At 69.8% G+C, this 19117-nt stretch carries 20 protein-coding genes; 6 read left to right on the top strand and 14 right to left on the bottom strand.

Annotation, left to right across the window (positions count from 1 at the left end; all coding sequences use genetic code 11):
* Positions 1–23: 23 nt before the first annotated feature.
* The 3 genes from G6N60_RS01845 to G6N60_RS01835 all read right to left on the bottom strand — a co-directional run bounded on the left by G6N60_RS01845 (position 24) and on the right by G6N60_RS01835 (position 2837).
* A complete protein-coding gene (locus G6N60_RS01845) occupies positions 24–1334 on the bottom strand; it encodes an NtaA/DmoA family FMN-dependent monooxygenase (protein WP_163731738.1) in 1311 nt (436 codons plus the stop codon).
* Positions 1335–1420: 86 nt separating this feature from the next.
* Positions 1421–1837, bottom strand: coding sequence for a hypothetical protein (locus G6N60_RS01840; RefSeq protein WP_163731735.1), 417 nt, complete (start codon positions 1835–1837; stop codon positions 1421–1423).
* A gap of 58 nt (positions 1838–1895) precedes the next feature.
* Positions 1896–2837 carry an amidohydrolase family protein gene (locus tag G6N60_RS01835; RefSeq protein ID WP_163731732.1) on the bottom strand — a complete coding sequence of 314 codons (942 nt, stop codon included), beginning with the start codon at positions 2835–2837 and terminating at the stop codon, positions 1896–1898.
* A gap of 126 nt (positions 2838–2963) precedes the next feature.
* On the opposite strand from G6N60_RS01835, the gene G6N60_RS01830 reads away from it, so the two are divergent.
* The 3 genes from G6N60_RS01830 (at position 2964) to G6N60_RS01820 (ending at position 5000) form a co-directional block, all read left to right on the top strand.
* On the top strand, positions 2964–3725 hold the full coding sequence (locus G6N60_RS01830; RefSeq protein ID WP_163731729.1) for an SDR family NAD(P)-dependent oxidoreductase: 762 nt from the start codon (positions 2964–2966) through the stop codon (positions 3723–3725).
* A 9-nt stretch (positions 3726–3734) separates the two neighbouring features.
* On the top strand, positions 3735–4613 hold the full coding sequence (locus G6N60_RS01825; RefSeq protein WP_246240195.1) for an EamA family transporter: 879 nt from the start codon (positions 3735–3737) through the stop codon (positions 4611–4613).
* 105 nt (positions 4614–4718) lie between these two features.
* Positions 4719–5000, top strand: a complete 282-nt coding sequence (locus G6N60_RS01820; RefSeq protein ID WP_163731726.1) for a GlsB/YeaQ/YmgE family stress response membrane protein — start codon at positions 4719–4721, stop codon at positions 4998–5000.
* A 57-nt stretch (positions 5001–5057) separates the two neighbouring features.
* Here G6N60_RS01820 and G6N60_RS01815 read toward each other — a convergent pair whose 3' ends face one another.
* From G6N60_RS01815 to G6N60_RS01775, 9 genes are all read right to left on the bottom strand, one after another.
* Positions 5058–6296 (bottom strand): fatty acid desaturase family protein, encoded by a 1239-nt coding sequence (locus G6N60_RS01815; protein ID WP_163731722.1) that lies wholly within the window; start codon positions 6294–6296, stop codon positions 5058–5060.
* Positions 6297–6307: 11 nt separating this feature from the next.
* Positions 6308–7444: a ferredoxin reductase gene (locus G6N60_RS01810; protein WP_163731719.1), complete on the bottom strand. Its 1137-nt coding sequence runs from the start codon at positions 7442–7444 to the stop codon at positions 6308–6310.
* Between the two features lie 87 nt (positions 7445–7531).
* Positions 7532–8431: an alpha/beta fold hydrolase gene (locus tag G6N60_RS01805; protein ID WP_163731716.1), complete on the bottom strand. Its 900-nt coding sequence runs from the start codon at positions 8429–8431 to the stop codon at positions 7532–7534.
* Between the two features lie 96 nt (positions 8432–8527).
* Positions 8528–9229 (bottom strand): Crp/Fnr family transcriptional regulator, encoded by a 702-nt coding sequence (locus G6N60_RS01800; RefSeq protein ID WP_163731713.1) that lies wholly within the window; start codon positions 9227–9229, stop codon positions 8528–8530.
* A 133-nt stretch (positions 9230–9362) separates the two neighbouring features.
* Positions 9363–9656, bottom strand: a complete 294-nt coding sequence (locus tag G6N60_RS01795; RefSeq protein WP_163731710.1) for a putative quinol monooxygenase — start codon at positions 9654–9656, stop codon at positions 9363–9365.
* A gap of 35 nt (positions 9657–9691) precedes the next feature.
* The gene (locus G6N60_RS01790; protein ID WP_163731707.1) at positions 9692–10930 is read right to left on the bottom strand and encodes an NAD(P)/FAD-dependent oxidoreductase; all 1239 of its coding nucleotides are present in this window, start codon (positions 10928–10930) and stop codon (positions 9692–9694) included.
* The gene (locus G6N60_RS01785) at positions 10927–12309 is read right to left on the bottom strand and encodes an NAD(P)/FAD-dependent oxidoreductase (RefSeq protein WP_163731703.1); all 1383 of its coding nucleotides are present in this window, start codon (positions 12307–12309) and stop codon (positions 10927–10929) included. Before G6N60_RS01785 ends, G6N60_RS01790 begins: the two co-directional genes overlap by 4 nt.
* The gene (locus G6N60_RS01780; RefSeq protein WP_163731699.1) at positions 12306–13718 is read right to left on the bottom strand and encodes an FGGY family carbohydrate kinase; all 1413 of its coding nucleotides are present in this window, start codon (positions 13716–13718) and stop codon (positions 12306–12308) included. The genes G6N60_RS01785 and G6N60_RS01780 overlap by 4 nt, the downstream gene beginning before the upstream one ends.
* Positions 13715–15229 (bottom strand): amino acid permease, encoded by a 1515-nt coding sequence (locus tag G6N60_RS01775; RefSeq protein ID WP_163731696.1) that lies wholly within the window; start codon positions 15227–15229, stop codon positions 13715–13717. The genes G6N60_RS01780 and G6N60_RS01775 overlap by 4 nt, the downstream gene beginning before the upstream one ends.
* A gap of 124 nt (positions 15230–15353) precedes the next feature.
* Between G6N60_RS01775 and G6N60_RS01770 the strand changes: the two genes are divergently transcribed.
* A complete protein-coding gene (locus tag G6N60_RS01770; RefSeq protein ID WP_163731693.1) occupies positions 15354–16091 on the top strand; it encodes a GntR family transcriptional regulator in 738 nt (245 codons plus the stop codon).
* 177 nt (positions 16092–16268) lie between these two features.
* Here G6N60_RS01770 and G6N60_RS28965 read toward each other — a convergent pair whose 3' ends face one another.
* On the bottom strand, positions 16269–16535 hold the full coding sequence (locus G6N60_RS28965; protein ID WP_322790886.1) for a hypothetical protein: 267 nt from the start codon (positions 16533–16535) through the stop codon (positions 16269–16271).
* On the opposite strand from G6N60_RS28965, the gene G6N60_RS28960 reads away from it, so the two are divergent.
* Both G6N60_RS28960 and G6N60_RS01760 read left to right on the top strand, forming a co-directional pair.
* Complete coding sequence (locus tag G6N60_RS28960) at positions 16515–16790, top strand: hypothetical protein (protein WP_308206248.1); 276 nt, start codon at positions 16515–16517, stop codon at positions 16788–16790. The two genes, G6N60_RS28965 and G6N60_RS28960, sit on opposite strands and share 21 nt — an antisense overlap.
* Before the next feature lie 223 nt (positions 16791–17013).
* Positions 17014–18663, top strand: a complete 1650-nt coding sequence (locus G6N60_RS01760; protein WP_163731686.1) for an acetolactate synthase large subunit — start codon at positions 17014–17016, stop codon at positions 18661–18663.
* On the opposite strand, the gene G6N60_RS01755 is transcribed toward G6N60_RS01760, so the two are convergent.
* Positions 18623–19117 (bottom strand): hypothetical protein, encoded by a 495-nt coding sequence (locus G6N60_RS01755; protein WP_372510985.1) that lies wholly within the window; start codon positions 19115–19117, stop codon positions 18623–18625. The genes G6N60_RS01760 and G6N60_RS01755 overlap by 41 nt on opposite strands.

Here is a 19117-nt window from a genome sequence, read left to right as displayed (position 1 = left end):
GAACGCGTCGCGCCACGGGGCTCTCACCCCGCGGCCGGCCGGGACAGCCCGAGCTCATCACGCAGCGTGGAGCCGACGTACTCGGTGCGAAAGCGGTTGCGGCGCTGCAGTATCGGCACGACATGGTCGACGAAGGCCGTCAGCTCGTAGGGCAGCGTCGACCCCATGATCGTGAATCCGTCGACGGCGCCGGCGTCCTGCCAGGCGATGACGTGGTCGGCCAGCTGCTCCGGCGTCCCGACGAAGTGCGTCTGCCCAGCCCCGCCCATCACGTGCCGGGCGACGTCGCGCAGCGACGCCTCCGGGCGGGCCCGCGCGGCCGCGTAGAGCTGATCGGCGCGCGTCGACGGCGACGGCTCGGCCCACAGGCGCGCGGGCAGCGGCGCGTCGGGGTCGAACCCGTCGGGGTCCAGACCGGCCGTATACAGCGCGTTCTGCCAACGGAATTCGGCGCTCGCGAGGTCCTCCAACCGACGGGCCTTCGCCGTGGCCTCGGCCTCGGTGCCGCCCAGGGTCACCATCAGGGCGGGCAGCACCAGCACCTCGTCGGGGTGGCGTCCGAATGCGGCGGCCTGGGCGTGCAGGTCGGTCCGGAAGGCCACCGCCGCCTCCAGCGACGGCGGACCGGAGAACGCCATCTCGGCGTAGCGTGCGGCGAGCCGGATCCCCGCGCTCGACTGCCCCGCCAGCACCAGCACCGGACGCCCCTGGGGTGAGCGGGGGAACGGCTGCACCCCGTCGACGTCGTAGAACTCGCCGTGGAAGCGGGGCGCCCGCAGCCTGCTGCGCTCCGCCCACACCCCCCTCGCGCGGTCGCCGACGACGGCGTCGTCAGCCCAGCTGTCCCAGACGCGGGTGGCGACGTCGACGAACTCCTGGGCTCTGGCGTAGCGGTCGGCGTGGTCGGGATGGCTGGTCTCGCCGAAGTTGGCCGCCGCCAGCGGCGTCACCGTCGTGACGATGTTCCACCCTGCCCTGCCACCGCTGAGGTGATCTAGCGTGGCAAACCGACGGGCCAATTCCCACGGCTGGTTGTACGTCGTGGATCCCGTCCCGATCAGGCCGATGTGGTCGGTGACCGCGGCCAGCGCCGACAACACCGAGATGGGGTCGAACTGGGTCTGCGGCAGGTGCGTCGCCCGGTACTCGGCGATGGCGATGTTGTCGGCCAGGAAGATCGAGTCCAGCAGGCCGCGCTCGGCGGTCCTCGCGATGTCGGCGTAGTAGGGCAGGCCGAGGACGTTCTCGACCGGGTCGTCGACGACGCGCCAGGCCGATTCGTGATAGCCGTTGGGCCAGATGAAGGCGTTGAAGTGCAGTGGCCGCTGGCTCATCGACTCGGCTCCCTCTCCGGTGTTGGCCTGAGGAACACCCGCACGCCCCGGGGAATTCCTCGACGCCCGGTGACGAGTCGTGCGCTCTAGGCGTAGGCCGGGCCGGACGGCATGCGGGCGCCGTCGTCGATTCGCTTGGACAACAGCGCAATCCACGCTCGCAGGCCGTCCATCGCACCGCTGGCGGCACCGTCGCCACCGGCCGGGGTGCGCGCCTCCAGCAATGCGACGAGGCGGCGGCACCGCGCCACCTCGGCCGCCACCTCGGCGGGCGGGGCGCTGGACAGCCGGTCACCGGGCCAGCGGCCGTAGAACGCCGCCGACCGGTTCAGCAGCACGATCATCTCGGGAGTCGAGCGGCGGACCAGCCGGCGGACCGTGCCCGCGGCGGCGCCCGCCGCGACGATCGCCAGCAGCGAGGCGAGGGTCACGACCCACCCGCCGCGACCGAGGCTGGCCGCGATGTCGCCGAAGACCTCGCCCATCGGCGCCGTCGATTCCATCAGCAAAGTCTACTGCGGGCTGGTGGGCTCCGCCGCGGGTTTGCTCAGGCTCGTGCGCCTACCCGAGCAGGCGGGCAGCGTTGGCCGACACGAGGGCTCGCCAGTCGATCTCCTGCCCGTCCAGCGCGGCGGCCTGCTGGGCCGCCATCACCGCGGGCGTCCAGCAGTAGTCGCTGCCGTAGAGCAATCGGTCGGTGCCGACGACGTCGACCAGTGCCGCGGCGGCCGCCGGGAACGGCGTGCCCGCCAGGTCGAACCAAAGACGTTGCAGCTGTTGACGTGTCGTAAGCGTCGACGCGGGCCGCCCGTGGGAACCGGGGAGCAGACTGCGGAAGAGTTCGATGCGGTCGGCCACGACCGGCAGCGTCGCCCCGCAGTGCGGAATGACGAAGTCGATGTCCGGGTAGCGCTCGGGGACGCCCGCGAACATCAGGTCGGTCACCGTCCTGGTGGTCTCGAACATGAACTCCAGCATCGGCCGCGGCCTGCCGAGGGCCACCGCGTCGACGCCCGGTGGCGACGTCGGGTGTTCGAAGACGATGGCGTGGCGCCGATTCAACTCCTCCCACAGTGGATCGAGGCCGGGGTCGCCGAGGTACGCGCCGCGGGCGTTGCTCATCAGGACCACGCCGCGGGCCCCGAGTCGGTCCATCGCGTGGACGGCCTCGTCGACGGCGGCGGGGACGCACGGCAGCGGGATCGAGGCGAAGAACCCGAAGCGGTCACCGTGCTCCGCGACCACGGTCGCCGCGAATTCGTTGACGTGGCGCGCCAATTCGGTCGCCGCGTCGTCGTCGCCGAAGTGCACGCCGGGCGAGGAGATCGACAGGATCGCCGTGCCGGTGCGCGTCTCCTCCATCAGCGCGAGGTGGTCGTCGACCGACCAGCTGGGCCAGCCGGGCATGCCGTCGGGATGCACGACGCCGGCAGCCGTGGCCGCCGCGACGTAGTGGTCGGTCAGATAGTGGGCGTGTACGTCGACGAGGGTCTCGGCAGCCATCGCCCCATGCTAGTCGAATTCCTCATCGTTGAGGATTTCGTCAGCAGCCGTGGTCGGTCGACGGCGCGAACCGTCCGCGGGGTACAAAGACAGCCATGACGGTCATCGAAAGCCCGGGGTTCTGACATGGCCCTGATGGATCTGTTCCGCCTCGACGGCAAGGTCGTCATCGTCACCGGGGCGTCGTCCGGTCTGGGCGTGGCGTTCGCCCAAGCCTGCGCCGAGGCCGGGGCCGACGTCGTGCTGGCCGCCCGCCGCGTCGAAAAGCTCGGTGACACAGCCGGATTGGTGACCGCGGCGGGCGGCCGGGCGCTGACGGTCCGCACCGACGTGGTCGACCCCGAGCAGTGTCAGGCCATGGTGGACGCGGCGATCGAGGAGTTCGGCAGGGTCGACGTCCTGGTCAACAACGCCGGCATCGGCACCGCGGTCCCCGCGACACGCGAGACGCCCGAGGAGTTCCGGGCCGTCGTCGACATCAACCTGCACGGCTCCTACTGGGCGGCGCAGGCGTGCGCGAAGGTGATGGCGCCGGGCAGTTCGATCGTCAACATCTCCAGCATCCTCGGCCTGACGACGGCCGGCCTGCCGCAGGCGGCCTACAGCGCCAGCAAGGCGGCGATCGTCGGATTGACCCGAGATCTCGCCCAGCAGTGGGGGTCCCGCAAGGGCATCCGCGTCAACGCGATCGCACCGGGCTTCTTCAAGTCCGAGATGACCGACCAGTATCAGCCCGGATACCTCGAATCGCTGAGCGGCCGGTTCGTGCTGCCGCGGATGGGCGATCCCACCGAACTCGCCGCCACCCTGGTCTGGCTGGCCTCCCCCGCCGCGGGCTACGTCACGGGCCAGACCATTGCCGTCGACGGCGGGGTCACCATCACCTAGGCGCCGGACGTGACTCCTCCGGTGCCCTCCCGGCACGGGCCGCCCGTCGGTCCCGCCCTGCTGGTGCTGGCCGCCGCGGCGTCGCAGGAGATCGGCGCGGCGTTCGCCGTCGGGCTGTTCGCCGCGCTGGGCCCCGCCGGTGCGACACTGGCGCGGACCGGTGTCGCCGGGGTGGTGCTGTGCGTGGCCGTTCGGCCGCGCGTCCGCGGCCTCGGTCGTCGCGCCTGGGGGGCCGCGCTGGCGTTGGCCGCCGCCCTGATGGTCATGAATCTCTGCTTCTACGAGGCGATCTCACGCATCCCACTCGGAATCGCGGTGACCATCGAGGTGCTTGGACCGCTGCTGCTGTCCGTCGCGCTGAGCCGCCGGTGGACGGGGTGGGCGTGGGCGGTGCTCGCCTTCGCCGGCATCGCCGCCCTCGGCGTCACGCCCACCCAGGTCGGTCATCTCGACGGCGCCGGGGTCGCCTTCGCCGCGGCGGCCGCGGTCGGCTGGGCCTGCTACATCGTGGCGACGTCGCGCGCGGTGCGGGTGTTCCCCCGGCTGGACGCGCTCGCGATCGCCACGTTCGTCGGTGCGCTACTCCTCGCGCCGATCGCGGCGGGCTCACTTGCGACGTCCGTGGTCGCGCACTGGCACGTGGGCGCGCTGGCCGTCGGCGTCGGGCTCCTGAGCTCGGTCATCCCCTACTCGCTGGAACTGTGGTCGCTGCGCACGCTGGCACCCGGCACGTTCGCGGTGCTGACCTGCCTGTCCCCCGTCGTCGCCGTGCTCGCGGGGTGGCTGATCCTTCGGCAGCGCCTCACGGTCCTGGACTGCATCGCCATCGCCCTGGTCACGACGGCCAGCGTCGGTGCCGTCCGCTCGGCGGCGCAGTTCCCTCCCTAGGGGTGTACCGGACACCCCTGCGGGGCGTGTGAACTGATACCAGCATCGGGCACCCGCACCGGTCACCAGCGCCATCCCGGCGCCCCCATCGGAAGGATCCACATCATGCTCGGACTCATCATCGGCATCGTCGTCGTCGGTCTCATCGCCGGAGCGCTCGCTCGTCTGATCATTCCAGGCAAGCAGAGCATGTCCATCCTGATGACCATCGTCCTCGGCATCGTCGGCTCGTTCGTCGGCGGCTTCCTCGGCTACCTCATCTTCCACAAGGACGCCGCCCACGGCTTCCTGCAGCCCTCCGGTCTCATCGGCTCGGTCATCGGCGCCGTCATCGTCCTGCTGATCTGGACCCGCGTCGGCAACCGCAACTCGACCCGCATGCGCTGACCCCACCCGGAACGAGGACCGACCCCCAGGGGCCGGTCCTCGTTTCGCGTTCGGTGGCTACGCCGTGGCGACGCCCGCCGTCTGCAGTTCCCGCAGCGCGGTTCGCAGACCGCGGCGCTTGCCCGTCTCCGGATCGACGCCGAAGCTCTCGCATACGCCCTCGCGGATGCGGAACTTCAACTCGGAGTTGGTCTCCGGCGCATCGTCGGACGTCGCCTTGAGCAGCTTGTCGGGCAGTGCCAGCTTCGCGATCGTCCAGAACGACTGCGAGTACTGCCGCGCCAGCGAGCCGGTGGTGTAGGGCAGGTCGTACTTGTCGCACAGCGCCCGCACCCGCTCGCTGATCTCGGCGTACCGGTTGCTCGGCAGGTCGGGGAACAGGTGGTGCTCGATCTGGTAGCAGAGGTTGCCGCTCATGAACGCCATCACCGGACCGGCGTGAAAGTTGGCCGAGCCCAACATCTGACGCAGATACCACTCGGCGTGCGTCTCGGTCTCGAACTCGTCGCGGGTGAACTTCTCGGCACCGTCGGGGAAGTGCCCACAGAAGATCACCGCATACGACCAGTAGTTGCGGATCAGGTTCGCGACGGCGTTGGCCTTCAGCGTCGACTTCCAGTTGCGCCCGGCGAGCGCGGGGAACACCACGTAGTCCTTGCCCACCTGCTTGCCGACCTTGCGCCCGATGATCCTGAGGTCCTTGCGGACCTCGGCCAGCGACTTGTCGCCCTTGCGGTACTTGGTGGTCTCCACGCCGTGCAGCGCGACACCCCACTCGAAGAGCGTGCCCAGCGTCAGGTTGATGACGGGGTTGAAGATCATCCACTTCTCCCAGCGCTGATCGCGCGTGAGACGCATGATGCCGTAACCGATGTCGTCGTCGAGGCCGACGACGTTGGTGTACTTGTGATGGATGAAGTTGTGCGACTTCTTCCAGTGCTCGGTCGGCGAGGTGGTGTCCCACTCCCACTCCGTGGAATGGATCTCCGGATCGTTCATCCAGTCCCACTGACCGTGGGTGATGTTGTGCCCCAGCTCCATGTTCTCGATGATCTTGGCGGCAGCCAACATTCCCGTGCCGAGCACCCGCGGGATCCTGCGGTGACTGGCGAACAGCGCGACCCGCCCGCCCGCGGCGAGGCCCCGCTGCAGCTGGATGGCCCGCCGGATGTAGCGGGCGTCCCGTTCGCCGCGGGACTCCTCGACGTCGGTGCGGATGTCGTCGAGTTCGCGAGCGAGCTGCTCGACGTCCTCGGGGGTGAGATGGGCGTATTCCTTGATGTCGGTGATGGCCATGCTGATTCTCCCTAGACGTTGAGGGTGCAGTCGCCGGATGCGGCGGAGATGCAGGTCTGGATGCGGTCGCCCGGGCCGTGTTCGGCACCGGACCGGAAGTCGCGAACGTGGCCCGATTCCAGTGGCAGCACGCAACTTTGGCAGATTCCCATCCGGCAGCCGAACGGCATCTGAATGCCGGCCTGCTCACCGGCCTCGAGCAGTGACGTGGCGCCGTCGGCCTCGACCGTCTTGTCCGACAGCGCGAACGTGACGGTGCCTCCCTCACCGCCCTTGTCGGTTCTGGCGATGACGAAGCGCTCCATGTGCAGTCGATCCTCGGGGACGCCTGCGTCGGTCCAGACCTTCTCGATCGCGTCGAGCATGGCGGGTGGTCCGCACGCCCACGTCGGGCGGTCCCGCCAGTCGGGCACCAGCTCGTCCAGCTCGGTCTCGAAGTCGAGATGGCCCCGGTCATCGGTGAGGTGCAGCCGCAGGACGTAGTCGGTGTCGCCGTCGTTCAGCGTCTGCAGCTCGTCGTGGAAGATCACGTCCTGCGCCGACGGGGCGGAGTGGATGTGCACCACGTCGGGTGTCTGGCCGCGCTGGGCCATGGAGCGCAGCATCGCCATCACGGGGGTGATGCCGCTGCCCGCGGTCACCAGGAGCAGTTTGGCCGGCGGCGGATCGGGGAGGGCGAAGTCACCCTTCGGCGAGGCCAAGCGAACGATCGTTCCGGGTTTCACGCCGTTGACGAGGTGGGTCGAGAGGAAGCCCTCCGGGGTGGCCTTGACCGTGATCGAGATCAGCTTCTCGTCGCGCTCCGGGACCGACGTCAGCGAATACGACCGCCAGTGCCACCGGCCGTCGATCCGCAGCCCGATGCCCACGTACTGGCCCGGGCGGTAGTCCCCGGAGAAGCCCCAACCGGGTTTGATGGTGACGGTCGCGGAGTCCTCGGTCTCCCGCCGCACGTCGATGACCTCGCCACGGAGTTCGCGCGCCGACCACAGCGGGTTGACCAACTTGAGGTAGTCGTCGGGCAGCAGCGGTGTCGTGGCGCGGGCGGCCAGCCCGCGCAGCAGGTTGAGCTTCGGACTGGTGGCCGTCTCGACGTCCTTCGCCGGCGCGGCGCTCCACCGGGTGAGGTCGCGCAGCTTCAGCGCCATGCTGCACCGCGCACGTCGGAACGGGTCATTGGTGAACGCATGTACACCGAATACCCAACCGTGGCGCGGTTCACACCTCGGGTGTCGTCAGGGCGTGTCGTCGTCCGTGACGGGGGTGAACAGCGTCGCGATGTCGACGCCGCCGCCGTCGCGCGTCGTCTTCATGAAGTCGTCGATGATGTCGGCGACCTCGGTGGGCGCCTCCACGTGCGCGAAGTGGCCGACGCCGGGCAGCACCTCCAGCCGGCTGCCGGGCCGGGCGTGCTGCGCGGCATATCCGTGCTCGACCGGGATGATCTCGTCGTCCTCGCCCCAGATGGCGAGCGTCGGGAGCTCGGAGCGCACGTGCAGACGGTTCAGCGCGCTGACGGCCTGGCCGCGGTAGTCCACCACCGAGCGCAGGGTGCGCAGGAACGCGTCACGCGACGGCTTGTCCGAGAACGACGAATAGGCGCGCCAAATCTCGCTGGCCCGGGGATTGCGCATGCCCATCGACGTGAACCAGGACCCAATCTTGTTGCCCGCCTTGAGAACCGGGGTCGGGGCGATGATCGGCAGCACGAACTCCGCACCGGGCGCCGACAGCAGCCGCAGGATCCAGCCGACGTCGTTGCCGAGGCCGCCGCTGCTGATGAGGATGACCCGTTCGCAGTAGTCGGGGTGCTGATAGATGAACTGCATCGCCACACCGCCGCCGAGCGAATGGCCGACGATCGTGGCCTGCGCGATGCCCAACTCGTCGAGCAGATCGCGCAGCCACACCGCGAACGCGCCGAGGGAGTAGTCCCCGCGCGGCTTCGTCGACTGGCCGTGGCCGAGCAGATCGGGCGCCACCACCCGGTAGGACTTCGCCAGCCGAGGGATCAGCTCCCGCCAGGCGTCCGAGCTGCCCGCCATGCCGTGGATCAGGAGCAGGACCTCACCGGAGCCCTCGTCGCGGTAGGCGACGCGGTCGCCGTGCAGGTCGAGATATTTCAGGTCGTTCATGGTCGGTCTCTCCGCTTCGTCTCCGTCGATCACGTCAGCGTGCTACCCGCCGGTAACTTCGACACTGCCCCATGGTTGCGGCAGCGTCAACGCGAATCAGCGGGCGCGCCTGGCGAGACGCTCCGGTTCGAGGATGATCACGCTCTTGCCCTCGACGCGAATCCACCCGCGCTGGCTGAAGTCGGCGAGCGCCTTGTTGACCGTCTCCCGGGACGCGCCGACCAGCTGCGCGATCTCCTCCTGCGTCAGGTCGTGGGTCACCCTCAGGGCGTTGCCCTCCTGCGCGCCAAACCGCTGGACCAGCTGCAACAGTTGCTTCGCGACGCGGCCGGGCACGTCGGTGAAGATGAGGTCACCCAGGTTGTCGTTCGTGCGTCGCAGGCGGCGGGCGAGCACCCGCAGCAATTGCTCGGCGATCTCGGGCCGCCCGGCGATCCAGGAGCGCAGAGCCTCCCGGTCCATCGACACCGCACGGACCTGGGTGATGGTGGTGACACTGGACGTGCGCGGGCCGGGATCGAAGATCGCCAGCTCCCCGAACATGTCCGACGGTCCCATCACCGTCAGCAGGTTCTCCCGGCCGTCGGCCGCGCTGCGCACGATCTTGACCTTGCCCGACACGATGATGAACAGCCGGTCACCGGGCTCGCCCTCGACGAAGATCGTGTGGCCCTTGGGGAAGTCGATGGGCTTCAACTGGGCACTGAGGGCGACGATCGCGTCGGGCTCGACGCCCTGCACGATGCCGGACCGGGCCAGGACGTCGGCGACGTCCCCGGGATCGGCGACCGGTCTCACGGCTGGCTCGCAGTTCGCGCACGCATGCTTGTGAGCGTGACGTGGCCAATCCCGTTTGTAAAGAACTGAATGGCCACCCACGTCACGCGGTCCGCGCGACGACGTTCATCGAGCGGCCACTCGACATGGCAGCTCAGATGTCGCTGGTCACGTACCTGGTCTTGACGGGAGGTGCGGCGAGCAGCGGCGGCAGGTCGGTGATCTGGCCGTCGCCGGCGCGGAACGCCCGGTAGGCCTCGTCGTGCTCGACGGTGTCCCACACCTCGTAGATGAGCCAGTGGGTGTCGTCGTCCTCGTCGACCAGCACGTCGAGCTGCAGGCAGCCGTCGTGGGCGCGCGTCTTGACCAACTCCCTGGTGAAGACGGCGCGCGCCTGCGCGACCGCTTCCGGCTTGAACTTCAGCTCGAGCAACACGGTGACGGACATGGGTTCTCCTGACGTTCTCGGGTGCCTCCACCCTTTCAGACCTCGAGTTCGACGACGACGTCGCCACCCGACGGATCCGCGTCGGCCACCAGGGTCCACGGCGCCCGGTAGATCCGGCCCGGCGCGGCGGGCCACGGCGTGCGCGTGCGGCCGATGACGCGGCCGTCCTGGGTGGCGCGTAGCCGCGGCGCACGGTGGTACTCGTCGACCCAGAAGAGCAGGTTGCCCCGCGGCGCCACGCCCCCGTCCGCCGCGACGAGCTGCGGGGTCACCCACCGCAGCGGCGCCGTGGTCGTGATCCGAATTGCGCTGTGGCCGAATGACTTTCCCGCCAGCCAGTCGTGCACCCGCGGGGCGACGTGGCTGCCGTCCAGGGCGGCGCAGTCGGCGGTGTCGACCGGGTGCAGCAGATTGCCGACCGCGAAGACCCCCGGGCTGCTCGTCCGCAGAGCGGCATCGACGAGCGGTCCCCGGGTCGCCGGGTCCATGGCGAGGCCGGCGGTCCGCGCCAGCTCGTGGTCGGGGATCCAGTCGCCCGTGGTGATGACGGTGTCACAGTCGATCGACGTCCGGGCGCCCGTGTCGAGATGCTCGACGAGTACCGACCGCACCCGGCGCTTGCCGTCGATGCGCACCACGCGGTGACGGGTCAGCACCGGCCCGCGCAACAGCGCCCGGCCGGGAATCCGAAAGGCGGCGTAGGACTCCGAGCGCGGCTGCCCGGTGACCATCGCGACGGTCGCGCAGTGCGCCTCGCGCAGGGTCAGCACCGCCGACCAGCTGACCAGTTCGCCACCGACGACGACGGCCCGCGTGCCGACGTCCGCGTGGTGCAGATGGACGAGGTTCTGCAGCTGCCCGGTGGTGTAGATCCCGTCGGGGCGGTCACCGGGAATCAGCCGGGCGGTCCGCGGTCGCTCCCGCGCGCCGGTGGCCAGCACGACGGCGTCGGCCGTCACCACCCGACGCCCACGCGGTGACGTGACCTCCAGGGCGCGCTCCCCGCACCAGCCGGTGACCATGGCCCCGGTCTCCAACTCCGCACCCGCGTCCCGGGCGGCGTCGGTCAGCCGGCGCGCATACGCGGGGCCCGAGACGAAGCGGTGCAGATCGCGCAGCCCGTAGCCGAGATGGTCGCTGTGCCTGGGGATTCCGCCGGTCTGCGCTTCGCGTTCGAGGACCAGCACCCGGCCGTCGACGATCGGCGCCAACGCGGCGGCCGCCGTCAGCCCGGACGGACCGCCGCCCACGACGACGACACTGACCTCGCTCACCGGGCCGCCTCGAGCAGTGCCGCCGTGTGCGCACCGCAGTAGAAACCCTGACACCGGCCGTTCATCACGCGGGTACGGCGGCGCAGCCCGTCGAGGTCGCGCGGCGGGATCACCGATCCGAACGCGTCGCGGAGCTCCCCCGCGGTGACGCGCTCGCAGAAGCACACGATGCGGCCGTACTCCGGATCCTCGGCGATGCGCTGCGCGTCCTGGTACGGCCGCGTCGTCGCCTCGCCGATGTTCGGCATCCTCGGCGCGGGCGGTAGGTCCGCGCGCGGCGTCAGGTCGAGGTCCGTGTCGGCCAGCAGACCCGAAAGGTGTTCTGCCACGGCCATCCCCGACGTCAGGCCGGTGGATCGGATGCCCCCGACGAGCACGTACCGCTGGGCGGCATCGACGTCGATCAGGTAGTCGTCGCGGTCGGCGGCGGCCCGCAATCCCGCGTAGGTCGCGGTGACCTCCTCGTCGAACAGCGTCGGCATCAGTGCGCGACCCTTGCCGATCAGGAACTCCAAGCCCTCCTCGGAGGTGCCGGTCGCGGTGCGGTCGGTGAGGTTCTCCGACGTCGGCCCCACCATGACGTTGCCGTAGATGGTCGGGCTGATCAGCACCCCCTTGCCACGCGACGACGGCACGGCCAGCACGATGCACGGCACCATGGGGCGGGTCAGCTTGTCGAAGACGAGGAGTTCGCCGCGCCGCGGCGTGACGGTGAAACGGTGGTAGCCGAACGCCGCGTCGAGGTGGTCGGCGCCCAGCCCGGCCGCATTGATCACCCACCGCGTCTCGATCCGGCCCGCGGTGGTGACGACGGTCGTGTGGTCCGGTCCCACGACGACGTCGGTGACGCGCTGCCCGCGGCGCAACTCCACACCGCGCCGCACGGCGTCGGTCGCCAGCGCGAGGTTCGTCGTCCAGGTGCAGATGATCGACTCGCCGGGCACGGTCAGGCCCGCCAGCGCGCCGGGACCGAGATCGGGCACGCGGCGGTACACCTCGTCGCCCGCGACGATCTCGCAGGCGTGGTAGCCGTTGCGCGCGGCCTTGTCTGCGAGTCCGGGCAGCGCGTCGCGCTCCTCGTCGGTCCACGCCACCAGCAGCGCACCGGTCCGCTCGACGGGTATGCCGACCTCCTCGGCGTACGCGCCGAGGAGGTGGTAGCCGCGGGCGACCAGCCGGGACTCCAACGTGCCTGGCGTGGCGTCGAATCCGGTGTGGAGCAGGGCGGTATTGGCCTTGCTGGTGCCGTCGCCGACGTCGTCGCGGCCCTCGACGAGGGTCACGCTCAGGCCGGTGCCGCCGAGCACGCGGGCGATCGCGCTGCCCACGATGCCGGCCCCGACGACGACGACGTCGCGGATGTGGTTGTCGGAGTTCATGTTCGGGCCTTCCAGCGATTGAGGTAATCGGCGGCGCGATCCGCGGACCAGACGGGTTCGTAGGTGCGCTGCGGTGTCCAGGTGCCGACGACGTCGACCGGATTCAGTGCGGGGTCGATGGCGAGGCGGGCGCACGCGGCGGCCCCGAGCGGCGTGGCGTGGGCCGAGGGATAGACGTCGACGGGGATGCCGGCCAGGTCGGCCTGCGCCTGCATCAGCACCGCCGAACGGGTGAGCCCGCCGTCCACGCGCAGTCGCGTCAACGGCTGCCCGAGATCGCTCGCGACGAGCTCGGCGAGGCAGGCGACCTGCGCCGCAATGCCTTCCAGCAGCGCGCGCACCACCTGTCCACGGCCACTGCTGAGCGTCATGCCGGTGAGCGACGCGGTGGCCGTGGCGTCCCACCACGGCGCGGCCAGCCCCGCCAGCGCGGGCACGCAGAGCACGCCACCGGAATCCGCGGCGGTGGCTGCGACGGCGTCGAGTTGGTCGGCGGCGGGCACCAGGCCGAGGTCGATGGCCCACCGCACGGCCGAGGCCGCGGTGTAGACCTGCCCGTCGGCGCAATACGACGTACGGCCGCGCAGCGTCCACGCCACGGAGGTCGTCAGACCGGCCCCCGATCGCGCGGCGTTCCCGCCGAGCTGCGCCAGCAGGAAGGCGCCGGTGCCGAACGTGCACTTCGCCGCGCCAGGATCGAGACAGCTCTGGGCGAGCAGCGCAGCCTGCTGGTCGACGACGAGCCCGGCGACCGGTATCGGCTGCGGGCCGAAAGCCGTTGTCTCACCGACGAACTGATCGCACGACACGACGTCGGGCATGGCCTCGTCCGTCAGGCCGAACAGCGCGAGCAGCTCCGCGTCCCACGCGCCGGTGTCGAGGTCGAGCAGCAGGGAGCGGCTCGCGGTCGACACGTCGGTCACGAACGCGCCGCACAGCCGGTATACCAGCCACGTGTCGGTGGTGGTGATGACGCCGTCCCGGGTGACGTTGGCCCGCAGCCACGCCATCTTCGGCGCGGAGAAGTACGGGTCGAGGACGAGACCCGTCCTGGCGGCGACCATCTCCCCCGCGTCGGCGAGCCCCTGGCAGAGGGTCTCGGCGCGGCGGTCCTGCCAGACGATGGCCCGGCTCAGCGGCAGACCCGTGGCGCGATCCCACGCCAGCACGGTCTCCCCCTGGTTCGCTAGCGCGACCGCGGCGACGGTGACGCCGGCCTCGGCGATGGCGCGGCGACCGGTCTCGACGACGGAGTGCCACAGCGCCTCGGGATCCTGCTCGACGCCGCCGCCCGGCAGGTAGTCGGGCCGCAGCGCGCTCTCCGCGATCGCGACCACCCGCCCGGCGTCGTCGACGACGATGGCCTTGGTGCCCGACGTGCCCTGGTCGATGGCCAACACGTGGGTCATGGCCGCGCCGTGCCCGCTTCCTCGTCGAGGACCGCGTCGATCGAATGCTGGTCCGGCATGGCCAGCCCGCGCCGCCCGCGCCGGGCCAGCAGATAGCCCAGGTAGGTGGCACCGATCACGACCATCACGATGACATAGAGCCAGGCGTCCTTGAAGCTGGCGTCGCGAAAGAGGGCCAGCTCGAACACCAGCCACACCACGGCGACGACGAGGATCGGCTTCTCCCACGCGCCGAGGTCGAACTTGCCGTTGACGGGAAGCTCCTTGCGCTTCACCAGATACAGGACGACGGTCGCGGCATAGATGACGGCGGGCAGCAGCGTCGCGGCGCCGAAGAGCGTGAACAGGGCGTCCGAGGACTGCGAGAACGCCGCGAGGATCAGCTCGGCGAGCACGACGAACAGCACCGTCGCCCGCAGCGGGGTGTGGAAGCGCGGCGAGATCCGGTTCCACTGCTGCCAGCCGGGGAAGCGTTCGTCGCGAGACATGGCCCACGTCAACCGAACTCCGGTCATCATGATGACGAGCCCGCACGCGAAGATCGCGATGACGACCATCAGGAGCAGCAGCGTGCTGACCGCCGAACCCAGGGTGTGCTTGATGACGTCGGCGATCGGCGTCGACGACGTGGCCAGCGCCACCGGGTCACCCGCGGCGAGCGTGACCGCGACGAGGAACACGAATCCCAAGACGCCGGAGGCGATCACGGCCTGACACATGGCACGTGGCACCACCCGCTCGGGGTCGTTGGTCTCCTCGGCGAGGTTGGCCGCCGACTCGAATCCGACGATGGTGAAGGCACCGAGCAGGAAGCCGAGCATCCACGGCCCGGCCGAGGTCCAGCCGCCGAAACTCCAGAAGCCCTCGGCCGCCACGGCCCCCTTGCTGACGAGGTTGCCGACGTTCATGTCCCCCCGCACGGCCGCGACGACGAGCAGCAGCACCGTCAACGCCACCATGCCGACCAACTCCAGTGACACCGCGCCGTTGTTCACCCGCTCACTCCACTTCGTGGACAGCGCGAGCAGCACCGACTGAGCGAGCAGCACCGCCGCGGTCACGCCCCAGGTGACGGTGCCGCTGCCCTGATAGTCGAGCAGGACGGGCAGGACCGTCGAGGCGATCGTGTAGTCGACCGCGACGACCACGATGGCGAGGAACGTGAAGGAGATCCAGCCGATGATCCAGCCGAGGACCGGGTTGGCCAGCCGCGACATCCACTGATAGGCGTACCCGGTGACCGGCATCCGCGAGGCGATGGTGCCGAGCACGAACGCCACGGCGAGCTGGCCGACGACGGCGATCGGCCAGGTCCAAATACCCACCGGGCCAGACGAATTCAGCACCGCGCCATAGGTGGTGAAGATTCCGGTCGCGATCGACACGAACGCGAAGGCCACGGCGAACGAGGCGAATCTGCCGGTGTGGCGGGCCATGGACTGCGAGTAGCCGAACTGGGCCAACTCGGCTTCGTCACCCGCTCCCCTGACGCCTGACGACGGATCGGACATTGGTTCCTCCATTTGGTATATACCATGCGGTCGAACCAAAGTATGTGACAGCGAACACCGATCGTCAACCGATGGACCAGACCAGGTGGGCCACGGCAGCGCGAGGCGGCGATACCCTGCTGTCATGACGGCGTCCGGGGGTGAGCGCAGGGCCGCCGCCACGCCGCGCTACCTCGCGATAGCCGCGCAATTGCGCGATCGCATCGTCGTCGACCAGCTCGGACCGCACACGCTGCTGCCCTCCGAGCGCGAGCTGGCCGAACAGCACCGCGTCAGCCGCATGACCGCTCGGCAGGCCCTGTCGCTCCTGGAGAGCGAGGGCGTCGTCTACCGCAGGCCGCCGCGAGGAACGTTCGTGGCCGAGCCGCGGGTGCGATTCCACGTCGGCAGCTTCTCCGAGGAGGTGTCGCGCCTCGGTCGCCATCCCGCGGCGCGGCTGCTGTGGGCCGAGGTCCAGGAGCCCACGCCGTCGGTCCGCCTGGCGCTCGACCTCGACGACGGCGCGTCCGTGCACGCCTTCCACCGCCTGCGCACCGTCGACGACGTCCCGTTCGCGCTCGAAACCACCTTTCTGCCAGTCGATCTCACGCCCGGCATCCTCGAGCTCGCCGACGAGGGATCGCTGTGGGCGACCCTGCGCGACCACTACGGCATCGCGCTGACCCGTTCGACGGCCGTCCTCGAGTCGATCGTGCTCGACGACTCCTCCAGTGCTCAGCTCAACGTCAGGCCCGGCTCGGCGGGCACGCTGCTCACCCGCACCACGTTCGGCGCCGGCGAGCGGCGGGTGGAGTTCGCCCGCGACGTCTACCGCGCCGACCGGGCGTCCTTCGAGGTGACGGTGGACCTGTCGGGGCCGTAGCTGGGGGCCTGGGCGCCGAGACTGCTGGGAGATCGCGATATCGGCGGAGATCACGATCTCCCCGCAGTTTCGAGGGGCGCCTCGCTTGGTGAACGCGTTCGCCGCCAGTGATCAACGCTCCCAACGCCATTGACTACGCTAGGCGGTGTGTTGACGGCCTGGGCTGACGAGAGTGGGTCACGTCCCGACTTGGACGCCGGTGCCTATCTCCTCGCGGCCATTCTGTGCGAAGACGACGACGTCGCCGAATTGCGCCGCGCCATGGAATGCCTCCGCATCGGTGAAGCCAAGCTCCATTGGCACGGGAGCAGCGAGGCGCGACGCGCCGAGTTCGTCGCGGCCGTGTCCCGCCTGCCCGTGACTGGATTCGCCGTCGTCCACGTCGACACCGGCGCCAACGATCGCCGACATCGGCGTAAGTGCATGGAGTTCCTGCTGCCGCACCTCGCCAACATCCCCTGCTCGAGGATCACCTTCGAATCACGCGGGCAGCTGGACGCGAGCGATCTTGCGACCCTGCAGCTGCTGAGATCGCGACGAGTCATCGAACCCACCCTGCGGATCGAACACGCCGTCGGCCGCGTGGAACCAGCTCTGTGGGCCGCGGACATCCTGTGCGGTGCCGTCGTCCAAGCCAGAATCGGGAATTGCTCTCATCTGCGTGTTCTCGGCAGCGCCATGGAGATTCATTCGATCTGAACCGGAAAAGACGCGAGCCACAGGCCTCGTCGTCCGGCGAGTCGTCCTGTGGCTCACTTCCACACCCACCACAATGGGCTGGCTACGGCTGCCATCCTAGGACTCCACTCATACCCCCCGCAAGGTTCCGACCCGATGGGCGCCGAGCGCACGCTTGATGAACGCGTTCGCCGAGAGACCCCGTCAACAAGCGTGCGCTCGACGCATCGTTAGGCTCCAGGACATGCGTAGCACCGCGGAACTGATCGTCGAATGCCTGGAGAACGAGGGCGTCACCCACGTGTTCGGGATCCCCGGCGAGGAGAACATCCGGCTCGTCGACGCGCTGTCGCGGTCGTCGATCGAGTACGTGCTGACCCGCCACGAGCAAGGCGCGTCGTTCATGGCCGAGGTGTACGGCCGCCTCACCGGCAAGGCCGGCGTCTGCTCGGCGACCCTCGGCCCGGGCGCCATCAACCTGCTGCTCGGTGTCGCCGATGCCACGACGAATTCGACTCCCGTGCTTGCCCTTTCGGCCCAGGTCGGCATGAAGCGCAGCTACAAGGAATCCCACCAGGGCGTCGATCTGGTCTCGATGTTCGAACCGGTGACGAAGTGGTCGGCGCTGGTCGCCACGCCGGGGGCGGTGCCGGAGATGGTCCGCAAGGCGTTCAAGCTCGCCCAGACCGAGCGGCCGGGCGCGGTGTACCTGGCCGTGCCCGAGGACGTCGAGTCCGCCGACGCCCCGGAGGGCTCGAACCCGTTGCCCGTCAACGTTCCTCGCCCCGACGACCCGTCGGCGACGCAGATCGCCCGCGCCGCCGACATCCTCCGCGGCGCCCGCAACCCGGTGGTGCTGGCGGGCCACGGCGCGGCGCGCACCGATTCCTCCGACGCCGTTCGCCGCTTCGCCGAGACGCTGGGCATTCCGGTGGCCACCACGTTCCACGGCAAGGGCGTGATGCCCGACGACCACCCCCTGGCGCTCGGCGCCGTCGGATTCATGCGCCACGACTACGTCAACTTCGGCTTCGACCAGGCCGACGTCATCGTCGCCGCGGGCTACGAACTGCAGGAGTTCGACCCGGTGCGCATCAACCCGCGCGGTGACACGAAGATCATTCACGTGCACCGGTTTCCGGCCGAGGTCGATGCGCACTACGACGTCGCCGTCGGCCTGCACGCCGACATCGGCCGCTCCCTCGACGAGCTCGCCGCCGCCGTGCAGCGCGACCACCAGGCGATCTCGGGGCAGGAGCGCATCCGCGCGCTGCTGGCCGACGAGTTCGAGCGCGGCCGCACCGATGACCGGTTCCCACTCGCGCCGGCCCGCATCGTCGCCGACACCAGGGCCGCGCTGGACCGCGACGACATCGTGCTGGTGGACACCGGTGCGCTGAAGATGTGGATGGCGCGCCTGTACCCGACCTACGAACCCAACACGTGCCTCATCTCCAACGGGCTGTCGACGATGGCGTGGACGCTGCCCGGCGCCGTCGCCGCCAAGATCGCCCGGCCCGATGCGAACGTGCTCGTCGCGACCGGTGACGGCGCGTTCCTGATGAACTCCCAGGAGATCGAGACGGCGCTGCGCGTCGGCACCCCCATGGTCATCCTGGTCTGGGTCGACGACGCGTACGGATTGATCAGCTGGAAGATGGATCTGGAGATCGGACACAACGTCGACACCCGGTTCGCCAACCCCGACTTCGTGGCCTACGCCGAGAGCTTCGGCGCCAAGGGCTACCGCATCACCGCAGCCGACGAGCTGCTGCCGACCCTGCGAGAAGCGTTGAGCGCCCACACCGTCAGCGTCGTCGCGTGCCCCGTCGACTACTCCGCCAACGGTGCGCTCATCGAGTCGCTGGGCGAGCTGGACGAGTCCTGGTCATGACGCTGCGCACCGCGTAGCAGACTGCGCTGACCAGATAGAAGCCGGCGACGAGCAGCAGCCACCGCCCGAGGAACGGCTGCTGGGTGAGCCCCGTCGCGGCGTGATAGGTGAACGCGCCCTGCTCGATGATGCCGGGCAGGAAGAGGAAGAACGTCAAACCCGTTGCCAGCGTGGGCATCCGGAGGTAGTTCGTCACCGGAACGCGGCGCTGCTCGCCGGGATCGTCACGTCGCCCCTTCGGCAGCAGCCGTTCGGCCAGGGCGTACAGCGGGAACAGGATGAGGTCGTGACCGATCACCGCGACCGCGAACCACACCGCGATCGACTGCCACCACACCGCCGGGTTGAACAGCGCATCGATGCCGAGCACCGAGATCGTGTACGCACCGAGGGCCAACGCGGCCACCAGCACCAGCAGATGCAGGACGTGATCGCCGTAGAGGCGCCGGAACAC

The organism is Mycolicibacterium madagascariense (assembly GCF_010729665.1).
GTDB classification, from domain to species: domain Bacteria; phylum Actinomycetota; class Actinomycetes; order Mycobacteriales; family Mycobacteriaceae; genus Mycobacterium; species Mycobacterium madagascariense.
This window is presented reverse-complemented; position numbering and strand designations above follow the sequence as displayed.

Bases quoted from the DNA above. Each gene is read 5' to 3' on its own strand.
- G6N60_RS01845 (WP_163731738.1), bottom strand. From the start codon at position 1,334: ATGAGCCAGCGGCCACTGCACTTCAACGCCTTCATCTGGCCCAACGGC.
- G6N60_RS01840 (WP_163731735.1), bottom strand. From the start codon at position 1,837: ATGGAATCGACGGCGCCGATGGGCGAGGTCTTCGGCGACATCGCGGCC.
- G6N60_RS01835 (WP_163731732.1), bottom strand. From the start codon at position 2,837: ATGGCTGCCGAGACCCTCGTCGACGTACACGCCCACTATCTGACCGAC.
- G6N60_RS01830 (WP_163731729.1), top strand. From the start codon at position 2,964: ATGGCCCTGATGGATCTGTTCCGCCTCGACGGCAAGGTCGTCATCGTC.
- G6N60_RS01820 (WP_163731726.1), top strand. From the start codon at position 4,719: ATGCTCGGACTCATCATCGGCATCGTCGTCGTCGGTCTCATCGCCGGA.
- G6N60_RS01815 (WP_163731722.1), bottom strand. From the start codon at position 6,296: ATGGCCATCACCGACATCAAGGAATACGCCCATCTCACCCCCGAGGAC.
- G6N60_RS01810 (WP_163731719.1), bottom strand. From the start codon at position 7,444: ATGGCGCTGAAGCTGCGCGACCTCACCCGGTGGAGCGCCGCGCCGGCG.
- G6N60_RS01805 (WP_163731716.1), bottom strand. From the start codon at position 8,431: ATGAACGACCTGAAATATCTCGACCTGCACGGCGACCGCGTCGCCTAC.
- G6N60_RS01795 (WP_163731710.1), bottom strand. From the start codon at position 9,656: ATGTCCGTCACCGTGTTGCTCGAGCTGAAGTTCAAGCCGGAAGCGGTC.
- G6N60_RS01785 (WP_163731703.1), bottom strand. From the start codon at position 12,309: ATGAACTCCGACAACCACATCCGCGACGTCGTCGTCGTCGGGGCCGGC.
- G6N60_RS01780 (WP_163731699.1), bottom strand. From the start codon at position 13,718: ATGACCCACGTGTTGGCCATCGACCAGGGCACGTCGGGCACCAAGGCC.
- G6N60_RS01775 (WP_163731696.1), bottom strand. From the start codon at position 15,229: ATGTCCGATCCGTCGTCAGGCGTCAGGGGAGCGGGTGACGAAGCCGAG.
- G6N60_RS01770 (WP_163731693.1), top strand. From the start codon at position 15,354: ATGACGGCGTCCGGGGGTGAGCGCAGGGCCGCCGCCACGCCGCGCTAC.
- G6N60_RS28960 (WP_308206248.1), top strand. From the start codon at position 16,515: ATGGAGTTCCTGCTGCCGCACCTCGCCAACATCCCCTGCTCGAGGATC.
- G6N60_RS01760 (WP_163731686.1), top strand. From the start codon at position 17,014: ATGCGTAGCACCGCGGAACTGATCGTCGAATGCCTGGAGAACGAGGGC.